Here is a 13,055-nt window from a genome sequence, read left to right on the forward strand (position 1 = left end):
GGGCAGCCGTGTGGACGTCGCCCGGTTGTTGCCGCAAAGGTGATGAATACTTCACCTTTCCCGGACCCGCCACAGAACAGCCCTCGATGATACCCAGCGCCAGCTTGGCGCGTCGCTCAGAACCTTCTTAGTTCCTTGAATAAGAGGCGTTCGGAGTGAAAAAAATTCGCTGATTCGACACGGACGCATCGGACGTTTCAGTGCGCGACGCCTGACTCCCCGGAGACGTGTTTTTGCAGTCGGCGTACAGGCGTTAAATGAGATTACAACGCCCCATCCGCGAAGGCAAAAGAAACGCCGGGGTATCAGCCTAATGGCAGGACATAACGCAGCGCGATGATCTCAATGCCGCCCATTGTGTCGTCTTCGCGGCCAGCCAGTTGCCATCCGCGAGACTCATAGAAACCAATAGCTGCAACGTTCGGCTCTAGTACCGACAAATGCAGGCTGGCCGCGCCACGATCGCGTGCCCATTGCGCGGCGACGCTCAGCATGGCGGTGCCCAATCCGCTGCCTTTGGCTCCCGGTAGCGCGTGCAGATTGTCCACGAGCACGCTGCCGTCTTCATCGGGGGCAACCAGGCAAATGAAACCGATCGGCCGATCATCTTGTACAGCGATCAATACCTCGCCCGCTCCCGCAGCCAGTCCTTCGAATCGTGTCTGCCAGTGCGTTTCGCGTTCGGCCGACATCTCGTGATCGAGAAAGTCGTCCGGCAGGATCCCGCGATACGCCGACGCCCAACTTTGCGCATGCATCTCGGCGATGAGTTGTGCATCGGTCGACGTTGCCTGCCGCAGCATGAAAGGCCATGACGGATCAGAAAATGTAGGCTTATAGATAGACATATGTAATCTAATTTTAAGGTGGTTTTACACACATATGAGCGATGTTCCGAATAGGCGGATTTCACTTTCCCGCTGTAACATTGGCATCGTGCATGGTTTTAGTGCCGCGATGGTTAACCCTTGTTCGCGGTGATCCGGCGCGCTTTCGCATCGTTTTGAGCATTTTTCGCCGGTTTGATCACGGCGAAGCTTACACAGGCATCCGGTGCAGTGCTATCGGGTCGTCGTCAACATCCGGTCGATTCACGGCGCATCAGCTGCGGAATCCGGCCACTGTTTTTAGAGATAGCCATGTCCAGCCCGTCACATGCAACGCCAGCGAACGAGTCGAAGGCGAAGTCGGTGTTCCGCGTTGTCAGCGGCAATTTTCTCGAAATGTACGACTTCATGGTCTATGGCTATTACGCCTCGGCCATTGCGAAGACCTACTTTCCGAGCGGTGACGAATTTGCGTCGCTGATGCTCGCGTTGTCCGTATTCGGCGCAGGCTTCCTGATGCGGCCGATCGGCGCCATCGTGCTCGGCGCTTACATCGATCATCACGGACGACGCAAAGGCCTGATCCTCACGCTGGCCATGATGGCCGTCGGCACCTTGCTCGTTGCAGTGATTCCGGGGTACGCGACTATCGGCATAGCCGCGCCGATCATCGTGTTGCTCGGACGTCTGCTGCAAGGCTTCTCGGCTGGTGTGGAACTGGGTGGCGTCTCGGTGTATCTCTCCGAGATCGCGACCAAGGGCAACAAGGGCTTCTACTGCTCATGGCAGTCGGGTAGCCAGCAAGTGGCCGTGGTGTTTGCCGCGTTGATCGGCGTGGGCATGAGCCGGATCCTGCCGCCTGACCAGATGACTTCATGGGGATGGCGTGTGCCGTTCATCATCGGCTGCCTGATCGTGCCGTTCCTGTTCATCATTCGCCGTTCGCTGCAGGAAACCGAAGAGTTCCTCGCGCGCAAGCATCGTCCGGCGATGGGCGAGATCATGAAGTCGATGCTCTCGAACTGGGGCATCGTGCTTGCCGGCATGGGCATGGTCATCATGACCACGGTGTCGTTCTACATGATCACGGCTTATACGCCGACCTTCGGCAAGGAAGTGCTCAAGCTTTCTTCCATCGATGCGCTGGTGGTGACGGTGTTCATCGGCTTGTCGAATCTCGTGTGGCTGCCACTTTCCGGCGCGATTTCCGACCGCATCGGACGTCGTCCGGTGCTGCTGTTCTTCACGATCCTTACCATTCTCACGTCGTATCCGGCCGTTCAATGGCTGGTCGCGGATCCGTCGTTCCTGCGCTTGCTCGGCGTGGAGATGTGGCTGTCGTTCCTGTACGGCAGCTATAACGGCGCGATGGTCGTGGCGCTCACCGAAGTCATGCCCGTTGAAGTCCGCACGACAGGTTTTTCGCTGGCTTATAGCCTGGCGACGACTATCGGCGGCTTCACGCCAGCTATCTCCACGTACCTGATTCACGCGACCGGCAACAAGGCGGCGCCGGGTGCATGGATGGGCGTTGCCGCGGTCTGCGGGTTGATCGCGACGCTGGTTTTGTATCGATCCACGGAAGCGCGGAGTCAATACAAGACGGCTTGATATTTGTCAGTGTTGAAACGAAAAATCCCTCGCCATGGCGAGGGATTTTTGTTTGTGCCTTCAACGTAAATACTGTTTTACGACGCGCCTATTCCTCCAGCCACGCGTTGGACCACATCGTCCCACGCGCCGGGTTTCGGTTGGCGGAACAAGCGCGCTTTCGGGTACCACGGAGTCGATGCGGTATCGATACCCCAGCGCCAGTCGGCCGCGAACGGCAGCATCAGCCATAACGGCTTTCCTAACGCGCCGGTCAGGTGAGCAACGGCGGTATCGACGGATACCACGCCGTCCAGCCGATCCACGATCGCGGCCGTATCCGCGAAATCGTCGAGCTTGCCTTCCAGCCGCTGGATAAAGCGGGCGCGCGGATGAATGTCCAGCAACGCGCGCTCTTCGTCGGTCAAGGTGGGCTGCAAGACGATCCAGTCGATACCTTCCAGCCTGAACAACGGTTCGAGTATCCCAAGCGGCGCCGAGCGGGTTTCGCCCGGCTGAATGCGCCCGGACCAGGCAATGCCCAGCTTGCGTTTCGACTGACCGCCGAGCGAGCCGCGCCACTTCTTCCTGTACGCCGCCGGCACCACGAGATACGGCGTGCGTGAAGGCACCTTGTCAACGCTCGATACACCCAGCGCCAGGGGCAAGCTCAGCAACGGCGAGAACGCGTCTGCATCGGCGAGCGGGGCTGCGTTGGCCGAACCATGGGCCGTGCTCTTCAGCAAGACGCCCGCCGCGTGCGCCGCGGGCTCCAGCAACGCGACGAGTTCTGGCTGTACTTCAAGCACGATCTGTCCAACGAGCTTCGCCGCGAAGGGGACGAAACGGACGAACTGCAAGGTATCGCCGAAACCTTGTTCCGCGCGAATCTGCAGCGTCTGGCGTGGCAGCGGCTCGCCGTTCCACTTCGGCCGCGACGGCAGCGCAATGCTGCCCGGCGTGCGCAGACGCCATTCGTAGGCGGGCAGGCCGCGCGTGTAATCGCCGAGTGCCAGCAGCGTCAGCGCCCGATTCAAATTCGCCGCGACGAGGCCGGGATCGAGCCGCAAGGCTTGATCGAATGCACGCAGCGCGGGCTTGTGTGCACCGAGTGCCAATTGAGCGTTGCCGAGGCCCAGCCACGCAACGCCGTATTTCGGGTCGAGCCCGACTGCACGCTCGAATTGCGGTAACGCCGTCTCGTGCGAACCGATAGCCGCAAGCGCGTGGCCCAGGCCGAAGTGCGCCGGCGCGAATTGCGGCTGCATACGCAGCACTTTCTGGAGCACCGGCACGGCTTCGTGCGATTGGCCGACGGCATCGAGGAGATTGCCCAGGTTGAAATGCGCCGCGACATAGTTCGGCTCGACCGCAATGGCGGCACGGAATTGCTCGATCGCGCCGTGGGTGTCGCCGAGTGAATTGAGCGCCATGCCGAGATTGTTGTGCGCGCCCGCGTGGCCGGGACGGATCTGCAGCGCGCGGTGAAACGCCTTCGCGCCTTCTTCGTATCGACGCATGCCGAGCAGCGCATTGCCGAAGTTATTCCAGGTCGCGGCGTCCAGCGGCTGCAGGCGCAGCGCTTTTTCGAAGGCATCGGCGGCGTCTTCGTGACGGCCCGCCGCCGCGTACGCGTTGCCGAGGTTGTACTGCGCAAGCGAGAAACCGGGTTCCAGATGCAGCGCGTTACGGAATCGCTCGATGGCGTCGTCGATCCGGCCCAGCGCCTTCAGCGCGTTGCCAAGATTGAGCTGCAGGCCGGCATCGGCGGGGCGCAGGTCCACCGCGCGACGCACCAGTTCGGCTGCTTCCGCGTGCTGGCCTTGTTGATGGCGCAGCACGCCGAGCAGATGAAGTGCGTCGACGTGGGAGGGCTCTGCGGCAAGCGCGGCTTGATAGTCGCGTTCCGCTTCGGTGAGGCGGCCATCGCGATGCGCCGCGAAGCCACGCGCAAAAACTGTATCCATTGAGGAAAATCGAATGCAAACGCCTCATTTTTACACACGTACGCCGCCGATCCCGAATTTTGCGGAATTTGGCATTGACGCAGCCGGATTCATATCTGTAACATATGAACACCTGTTCAATTGTTGGCTAGCCTATTTTGTCTTCTCCCTTTGTAGCAACCGATGAGCGCGTTGTTCCGCTTGCCGACCTGTTCCGCCTCTTGGGCGATCCCACGCGCTTGCGGATTGTGCTGACGTGCGTCGACCGGCGCTGCGCGGTGGGCGCAATAGCGGAATCGCTGGGATTGTCGGCTTCGCTCGTCAGTCATCACCTGCGTTTGCTGCGGGCGGCGCGGATCGTACGCGCCGAGCGTGAAGGCAAGCAGGTTTTCTATCTCGCCGCCGATAACCACATCAGCGCCATGTTGGCCGAATTGCTCGAACACGTTGCCGAGCCGCAAACCGACTTCCGACCGGATAACGAATAAATGGAACCTCAATCGAAGCACCAGCATGATCATGACCACGACCACAAGCATGAACAAGGACACGCTCACGCCTATAACCACGGCGCCGGCGGACACCATCACCATCACGCGCCGCAAGCGGGGCAGGGCCGTACATTTGCGATTGCAGTCGGGCTGAACATGCTGATCGTGGTGGTGCAGGCGGTGTACGGTTTTATCGCCCATTCCACCGCGCTGCTTGCCGACGCCGGCCACAATCTCTCCGACGTCCTCGGCCTGCTGCTCGCCTGGGGCGCCGTCTGGTTGGGCACGCGCAAACCGTCGGAGCGTTACACGTTTGGGTTAGGCAGCTCGTCGATACTCGCTTCGCTCGCCAACGCCGCACTGCTGCTCTTTGCCTGCGGCGCGATCGTGCTCGAAGCCGTGCAGCGCCTGCTCAATCCGGCGCCCGTCGCGGGTCTCGACGTGTTTATCGTTGCGACGATCGGCATGGTCGTGAACGGGTTCTCGGCATGGCTCTTCATGCGCGGCAGCAAGGAGGACCTGAACGTGCGCGGCGCTTTCCTGCACATGGCTGCCGACGCCGGTATCTCCGCCGCGGTTGCCATCAGCGGCCTCGTGATCCTGTTCACCGGCGCGAGCTGGGTCGATCCGGTGATGAGTATTGTTGTGGTCGGCGTGATCGTGGTGGGCACGTGGAGTCTTGGCCGCGACGCCATGCGCCTCGCGATGAACGCGGTCCCGCCGGGCGTGGACAAGCCGGGTATCGAACGATATCTGGCGGAGGTGCACGGCGTCACCGATGTTCACGATCTCCACGTCTGGGCGCTGTCCACTACGGAGAATGCGATGACCGCACATCTGGTGATGCCGGACGGTCATCCCGGCGATGTTTTCGTGGACGGTATCGTGGCGACCTTGCGCCGCGATCACGCGATGACCCACGCCACACTGCAAGTGGAAAGGGGCACGACGGAGCATCACTGTGCGCTGCATGAACGTTCGCCAGAACAGGCTCAGCCTCACGCGCACACGCATTGAGTGCGTAGTCGTTCGCGAGGCGACCGGCGTACACTTGGCACTGTGAAGTTTGAGGGAGAAGCGCATGCTCGCGCAGACGCCGAATCGACACAAAGTCCTCAACGTGCCACCGGTTCTGATCGCCGGTGCCGGTCCAACGGGCCTCGCCGCCGCGATGAGCCTTTCTCGTGCCGGTATTCCGGTGCGTCTCATCGATAAAGCCCCCGAACCCTCGCCGTGGTCACGCGCCATCGGCATCCAGGCACGCACGCTTGAGCTCTTCGAGCAGCATCGGCTGGTTGAACCGTTTCTCGAACTCGGTCACCGGGCGCGGGTCGCGAATCTTTATTCGAATGGCCAGCGCCTCGCGCGGCTCGACTTCGATCCCTTGCAAACGCGGTATCCGTATCTGCTGTTCCTCGATCAATCCGTCACCGAACGCCTAATGACGGAACACCTCGCGTCGTTCGGCGTGCGCGTTGAACGCGGCGTCGAATTGATGCGTTTCCGGCAAGGCTCGGCGGGGCTGGAGACGGCGCTGCGGCATCCAAACGGCGCGGAAGAATCGATTCACCCGTCTTATCTGATTGGAGCGGACGGGGCGCACAGCACGGTGCGCCACGGTCTGGACATCGAGTTCACGGGCAAGACCTTCGAGCAAACCTTCCTGCTCGCGGATCTTCACACCGATACCGAATGGCCCGACGACGAATTCCATATCTTCGCGTCCGGCGAGGGAATCGCAACCTTGTTTCCGATGGGCGGTGGCCGTACGCGCCTGATCGCGGATAAGCGAGTGACTTTGGGTGCGGCACCCGGCGCAGCACCCGACCACGCGGCGGACAGTCCCGATAAAAACGCGGGGCCGACGCTCGACGAATGCCGGGCGATTATCGAACGGCGTATTCATCATCGTGTGACGGCGACGAACCTTCAATGGTCGTCGTATTTTCATCTGAACAACCGCATGGCCGACCGGCTGCGTTCGGGCCGCATTTTTCTGGCCGGCGACGCCGCGCATGTCCACAGTCCGGCCGGCGCGCAGGGTATGAACACGGGCATTCAGGAAGCGTTCAACCTCGGCTGGAAGATCGCGCGGATGCTCGCCGGGGTCGCGCCGGATCGCTTGCTCGATACGTATCACGACGAGCGTCATCCGATTGAGCGCGAAGTGCTGCGGCAGTCCAGCTTCATGACGCAAATGGCCGCTGCGGAGCATGGGCCGATGAAGCTGATCCGCGATCACGTGATGCCGGCTTTATCGGCTATCGGCCCGTTGCGCGATGCCGCTCGACGCACGGTCAGCGAGTTGTCGATTCAATACCGGCGCAGTCCGCTCACGCTGGATCGCTCGCTCGACGGCGGTCCGCGTGCGGGTGAACGCGCGCCGGACGCGTGGGTGCATGTCATCGATGGCCCGCTTGGACGGGCGCCGGGCGTGGGCTGTCTGTTCGATCTCCACGATCCTGCGTGTTTTTCACTGTTCTTGCTGGTGAACCCGGCGCAGGAAAACGATACTGCGCTGGCGCCCGCGACGCTCACCGTCGCGCACGCTATCCGCGATAAGGATCTGGACGAGCTGGCGGTATTGGTCGAAGAAGTGTTGCCGAATGCGGTGCGCGTGTGGCGTATCACCGATAACGACAGCGACAGCGCGAACTCGCTGACGGATGCGTACGGACGCACGCGGCCTTGCTTTTATCTTGTGCGCCCGGATGGATATATTGCGGCGAGAGGGCGAGCGCCATCGGATACGCAGGCGCTGCTGCGGCATTGCGACACCTGGTTCGGTTCGACGCAGCCGCGAGGGGAGGGGTGAGGGGTTAAGTCACCACCGCCCCCGCCGGCGTCAGCGCCACCCGATGTTTCGTCAGCGCTTCCAGCACAATCGGTTTGAGCTCGGAAGCAACCTCCGGATCGTCCAGTCCGTTGAGCAGCGCAATCCGCATGCGGGGCGCCCAGAACCGGTGAATGTGATCGGCCACGCCATCCACCGCCTCCTCGCGATCCGGCATTGAATCGAAGAATTCACCGATCTGGTTCGCCATCTCGACCAAACTGTTCACATCCATGATTTATTCCCATCCATGCTCATTTCCCCGACGACGTCACCGGCGCCTCCGTTGAATCACGCAACCCGAGAAACTCCAGCTGCTGCGTATTGAAGCGCGAATAATCCTTCTGCCATTGCGACGGCTGTTCCACCGGCATGACCTGCACCGCCGTCACCTTGTACTCAGGACAATTCGTGGCCCAATCGGAAGAATCGGTCGTGATCACGTTCGCGCCGGACTCAGGGAAGTGGAACGTCGTGTACACCACGCCCGGCTGCATCCGCTCGGTGATTTTCGCGCGCAGCACGGTCTGCCCGGCGCGCGATTCGATCCCGACCCAATCGTCCGCCTTGATGCCGCGGTCCTCGGCGTCATGCGGATGAATCTCCAGCCGATCCTCGTCATGCCAGCGCGAGTTCTCCGTGCGCCGCGTCTGCGCGCCCACGTTGTACTGCGACAAGATGCGGCCCGTGGTGAGCAGCAGCGGGAACTTGCGCGTGACTTTCTCCGGCGTCGCGATGAACTTCGTGATGACGAAGCGGCCCTTGCCGCGCACGAATTCGTCGATGTGCATCGTCGGCGTGCCGTTAGGCGCCTGCGCGTTGCACGGCCACTGGATGCTGCCGAGTTCATCGAGACGCTTGTACGACACGCCGGTGAACGTCGGCGTGAGACTCGCGATCTCGTCCATGATCTGCGACGGATGCGTGTAGTTCATTTCATAACCGAGCGCGCGAGCCAGCTTGATCGTCACTTCCCAGTCGGCCAGACCCGGCAGCGGCGGCATGACCTTGCGCACCCGCGAGATACGGCGTTCGGCGTTGGTGAACGTGCCGTCCTTTTCAAGGAACGATGAACCCGGCAGGAACACATGCGCGTACTTCGCCGTCTCGTTCAGGAAGATGTCCTGCACGACGATGCATTCCATCGACGACAACGCCTTCGACACGTGTTGCGTATTCGGATCGGATTGAACGATGTCCTCGCCCTGGCAGTAAAGGCCCAAGAAGCTGCCATGAACGGCGGCATCGAACATGTTCGGAATCCGCAGGCCCGGCTCCGATTGCAGCTTCACGCTCCACGCTTCTTCGAACAACGCGCGCACTGCCGCGTCGCTGATATGGCGATAACCCGGCAACTCGTGCGGGAACGAACCCATGTCGCACGAACCCTGCACATTGTTCTGACCACGCAGCGGATTCACGCCCACGCCTTCACGGCCCACGTTGCCGGTGGCCATCGCGAGGTTCGCGATACCCATGACCGTCGTCGAGCCTTGCGCATGTTCCGTCACGCCGAGGCCGTAGTAGATCGCCCCGTTGCCGGCATTCGCATAGATGCGCGCGGCTTCGCGCACGGATTGAGCCGGGACGCCCGTGATGGCTTCCATGGCTTCTGGTGAGTTCTCGTCAAGCGTCACGAAATCGCGCCATTGCTGGAACGCACGTGGTTCGCAGCGCTCGGCGACGAAATCTTCCTTCACCAGGCCTTCGGTCACGATCACGTGCGCGAGTGCGTTGACCATCGCGACGTTCGTACCCGGTCGCAATGCCAGATGATGCGACGCCTTCACGTGCGGCGTATCTACGATATCGATACGACGCGGGTCCACCACGATCAGCTGCGCCCCTTCACGCACACGCCGCTTCAGCCGCGATGCAAACACCGGGTGGCCATCGGTCGGATTCGCGCCGATCACAACAATCACATCGGCCTTCTCGACGGACGCGAAGGTCTGCGTTCCCGCCGATTCACCGAGCGTCGTCTTCAGGCCATAACCGGTCGGCGAGTGACAAACACGGGCACAGGTATCGACATTATTGTTGCCGAAAGCTGCACGCACGAGTTTCTGCACGAGGTAGGTTTCCTCGTTCGTACATCTCGACGACGTAATCCCGCCAATCGAATCGACGCCATGCTTGTCCTGGATGCGACGGAATTCGCTGGCAGCATACGAGAGCGCTTCCTCCCAGCTGACTTCGCGCCACGGGTCAGTAATCTTGGCGCGGATCATCGGCTTGGTGATGCGGTCCTTGTGCGTGGCGTAACCCCATGCAAAGCGGCCCTTGACGCACGCGTGACCATCGTTTGCGTCGCCGTTTTTATTCGGCACCATGCGCACGACTTCGCTGCCTTTCATCTCCGCTTTCAACGAACAGCCGACGCCGCAATACGCGCACGTCGTCACGACCGAATGCTCGGGCTGACCGAGCATGATCACGGTTTTTTCCTGCAGCGTTGCGGTCGGGCAAGCCGCCACGCACGCGCCGCACGAGACACATTCCGATTCCATGAACGGCTGGTTTTCACTCGCGGCCACGCGCGATTCGAAACCCCGTCCCGCGATGGTCAGCGCGAACGTGCCCTGCGTTTCCTCGCACGCGCGCACGCATCGATTACACACAATGCACTTCGACGCGTCGTACGTGAAATACGGATTCGATTCGTCCTTCTTGTCCTTCAGGTGATTCGCGCCTTCGTATCCGTAGCGGACTTCGCGCAAGCCGACTACGCCCGCCATGTCCTGCAACTCGCAATCGCCGTTGGCGGGGCAGGTGAGGCAGTCGAGCGGGTGATCGGAGATATACAACTCCATCACGTTCTTGCGCAGCGACTGCAGCTTGTTCGTCTGCGTGCGAACCTTCATCCCGGCTTCCACGGGCGTGGTGCACGACGCCGGATAACCCCGCTTGCCTTCAATTTCAACCAGGCACAGACGGCACGAACCAAACGGCTCGAGCGAATCCGTCGCGCAAAGTTTTGGTACGTTGACGCCGGCTTCGATCGCGGCGCGCATCACCGACGTCCCCGCCGGTACGGTCACTGACGTGCCATCAATATCTAAAGTCACGTCGATATCCGCATGGCGCAGCGGCGTGCCGTAGTCGGTATCGTCGAAGGGATCGCGCAGTTTCGTCTTGCACGCGCAATTGCCGGAACCGCAGGATGAGTTGGACATGTTGTGTTCCTTCTTTTAAGCCGCTTTCTGCGACGGCTTTTTGGAAAGACCGAAGTCTTCAGGAAAATGGTCGAGTGCCGACAGCACCGGATACGGCGTCATGCCGCCCATCGCGCAGAGAGAGCCGGAAACCATCGTGTCGCAGAGATCGCGCAGCAGGGTGACTTGTTTCGGCGATGTGTCTCCTGCACGGATCTTCGCGATGACTTCAACGCCGCGCGTGGATCCAATGCGGCACGGCGTGCACTTACCGCAAGATTCCACGGCGCAGAAGTGCATCGCGTATTGCGCGAGATCGGCGAGATTCGACGTATCGTCATGAATCACGATACCGCCGTGCCCGACCACCGCGCCGACCGCTGCATAGGCTTCGTAGTCCATGGGAATGTCCCACTGACTTTCCGGCAGATACGTTCCGAGCGGACCACCGACTTGCGCTGTGCGCGCCGGCCTGCCGCTTGCCGTGCCGCCGCCATATTCATAGATTAGTTCACGCAGCGTCACGCCGAATGCCAGTTCCACGAGGCCGCCTTGCTTCACGTTGCCCGCAATCTGGAACGGCAGCGTGCCGCGTGAGCGGCCCATGCCGAAGTCGCGATAAAACGCCGCGCCCTTGGCGAAGATGATTGGCACGGTTGCCAAAGTAATGACGTTATTGATCACGGTCGGCTGGCCGAACAAACCGACTAAAGCAGGCACCGGCGGTTTCGCGCGGACCACGCCGCGTTTGCCTTCCAGCGATTCCAGCAACGCCGTTTCCTCACCACACACATACGAACCGGCGCCTTTGGCCACTTCCAGTTCGAACGCTTTGTCGCTGCCGAGCACGCTTGCGCCGAGCCAACCTGCATCGCGGGCTTTATCGATGGCACGGTTCAGCGTCGCAATCGCATGCGGATATTCACTGCGCACATAGATATAACCCTTCGTCGCCTTGGTCACGATCCCGGCGATGATCATCCCTTCGATCAACATGTACGGATCGCTTTCCATGACCAGCCGGTCCGAGAACGTGCCGGAGTCTCCTTCATCAGCATTGCAGACGATGTACTTTTGCGGCGCCAATGCGGCCCGCACCGTGCGCCATTTGATACCGGCCGGGAACGCTGCACCGCCGCGTCCTCGCAGGCCCGATTCGAGCAGCGCTTCGCAGGCGGCGTCGCCATCGGTTTCAAGCGCTTTGCGCAAACCTTCGAGGCCACCGTGCTTCACGTAGTCGTCGGTGGATAGCGGGTCTGTAATGCCGATGCGTGCAAACGTCAGGCGTTGCTGTTTCGCGAGCCACGGCAGGGTGTCGACCACGCCAAGACGCTTTTTATGCGCGCCGCCATTTGCCAGATCGGCATCGAAGAGCGCGGCGACATCGTCTTCATCCACATTCGAATAGCCGATACGGCCTTCTGCCGTCTCCACTTCGACCAGGGGTTCCAGCCACAGCATGCCGCGCGAACCGTTTCGCACAACTTCAACTTCGATACCGCGTTTCTGAGCTTCGGCCGCAACTGCCAGCGCGACACGATCAGCGCCGAGCGCCAGTGCCGACGAATCGCAGGGTACGTAGATGCGCGTCATACCAGGTCCTCCGCGCTCGCATGAACGCGCGCCGCTTCATACAGCCGTTCGAATTTCTGCGGCGTAACGCGAGCATGCAACTCGCCGTTGATGGTCATGGCTGGCGACAACGCGCATTGCCCGAGGCAATACACGGTCTCAAGCTCGGTATCAACTTGATGACCGGAGTCGAACTTGCACCCCGTATGCCCTTCGATATGCGACGCCAGCGCTTCCGTTCCCATGCTCTTGCAGGCCTCGGCACGGCACAACTGTACGGTCACGCGCGCAGGCGGCTCGGAGCGAAAATGGTGGTAATACGTAATCACACCGTGCACTTCCGCGCGCGACAGCGACATGGCCTGAGCGAGCGGGGCGATGAGGTCGGCGGGAATGTAACCGGCTTCGTCTTGAATGGCGTGCAGCACGGCGAGCAGCGACGCGCCCTTTTTCAGATGGCGCGCGACGCGCTCATCGGGCGTACCGGCGGGCTGATTCTGGTGTTTATGAGGCATCTGGACCATTTGGGGAGTCTCCATCGCTCGGCATATGTTTTATAAATGCATATATCGGTCTTATAATTTGCTGCACCGAGCCCGTGATATGCAAGATACGAGGCTAATCGGTCGATGGCAATAGGA

Annotated in this window: 10 protein-coding genes; 4 read left to right on the forward strand and 6 right to left on the reverse strand. The window is 61.0% G+C overall.

Annotation, left to right across the window (positions count from 1 at the left end; genetic code table 11):
- Window positions 1–305: 305 nt before the first annotated feature.
- Window positions 306–803 carry a GNAT family N-acetyltransferase gene (locus GSQ93_RS24835; protein ID WP_254074044.1) on the reverse strand — a complete coding sequence of 166 codons (498 nt, stop codon included), beginning with the start codon at window positions 801–803 and terminating at the stop codon, window positions 306–308.
- A gap of 336 nt (window positions 804–1,139) precedes the next feature.
- Between GSQ93_RS24835 and GSQ93_RS24840 the strand changes: the two genes are divergently transcribed.
- A complete protein-coding gene (locus tag GSQ93_RS24840) occupies window positions 1,140–2,438 on the forward strand; it encodes an MFS transporter (protein WP_158938303.1) in 1,299 nt (432 codons plus the stop codon).
- Window positions 2,439–2,515: 77 nt separating this feature from the next.
- Here GSQ93_RS24840 and GSQ93_RS24845 read toward each other — a convergent pair whose 3' ends face one another.
- Complete coding sequence (locus GSQ93_RS24845) at window positions 2,516–4,384, reverse strand: tetratricopeptide repeat protein (RefSeq protein ID WP_158938304.1); 1,869 nt, start codon at window positions 4,382–4,384, stop codon at window positions 2,516–2,518.
- Between the two features lie 137 nt (window positions 4,385–4,521).
- Here GSQ93_RS24845 and GSQ93_RS24850 point away from each other — a divergent pair, with 137 nt between their 5' ends.
- The 3 genes from GSQ93_RS24850 (at window position 4,522) to GSQ93_RS24860 (ending at window position 7,669) form a co-directional block, all read left to right on the forward strand.
- On the forward strand, window positions 4,522–4,851 hold the full coding sequence (locus GSQ93_RS24850; protein ID WP_158938305.1) for a helix-turn-helix transcriptional regulator: 330 nt from the start codon (window positions 4,522–4,524) through the stop codon (window positions 4,849–4,851).
- Window positions 4,852–5,871 (forward strand): cation diffusion facilitator family transporter, encoded by a 1,020-nt coding sequence (locus GSQ93_RS24855; protein WP_158938306.1) that lies wholly within the window; start codon window positions 4,852–4,854, stop codon window positions 5,869–5,871.
- A 64-nt stretch (window positions 5,872–5,935) separates the two neighbouring features.
- Window positions 5,936–7,669 (forward strand): FAD-dependent monooxygenase, encoded by a 1,734-nt coding sequence (locus GSQ93_RS24860; RefSeq protein ID WP_158938307.1) that lies wholly within the window; start codon window positions 5,936–5,938, stop codon window positions 7,667–7,669.
- Window positions 7,670–7,673: 4 nt separating this feature from the next.
- On the opposite strand, the gene GSQ93_RS24865 is transcribed toward GSQ93_RS24860, so the two are convergent.
- From GSQ93_RS24865 to GSQ93_RS24880, 4 genes are read right to left on the reverse strand one after another with little or no spacing between them, the layout of a single operon-like run.
- The gene (locus GSQ93_RS24865; protein ID WP_158938308.1) at window positions 7,674–7,922 is read right to left on the reverse strand and encodes a formate dehydrogenase subunit delta; all 249 of its coding nucleotides are present in this window, start codon (window positions 7,920–7,922) and stop codon (window positions 7,674–7,676) included.
- 19 nt (window positions 7,923–7,941) lie between these two features.
- Entirely contained in the window at window positions 7,942–10,863 is a 2,922-nt protein-coding gene (gene fdhF / locus GSQ93_RS24870; RefSeq protein WP_158938309.1) for a formate dehydrogenase subunit alpha, read from the reverse strand.
- Window positions 10,864–10,878: 15 nt separating this feature from the next.
- A complete protein-coding gene (locus tag GSQ93_RS24875; protein ID WP_158938310.1) occupies window positions 10,879–12,435 on the reverse strand; it encodes an NADH-quinone oxidoreductase subunit NuoF in 1,557 nt (518 codons plus the stop codon).
- Window positions 12,432–12,929, reverse strand: a complete 498-nt coding sequence (locus tag GSQ93_RS24880) for an NAD(P)H-dependent oxidoreductase subunit E (RefSeq protein WP_158938353.1) — start codon at window positions 12,927–12,929, stop codon at window positions 12,432–12,434. Before GSQ93_RS24880 ends, GSQ93_RS24875 begins: the two co-directional genes overlap by 4 nt.
- Window positions 12,930–13,055 lie beyond the last annotated feature (126 nt).

The sequence above is a fragment of the Burkholderia sp. S171 genome, from assembly GCF_009766085.1.
Taxonomy (GTDB): domain Bacteria; phylum Pseudomonadota; class Gammaproteobacteria; order Burkholderiales; family Burkholderiaceae; genus Caballeronia.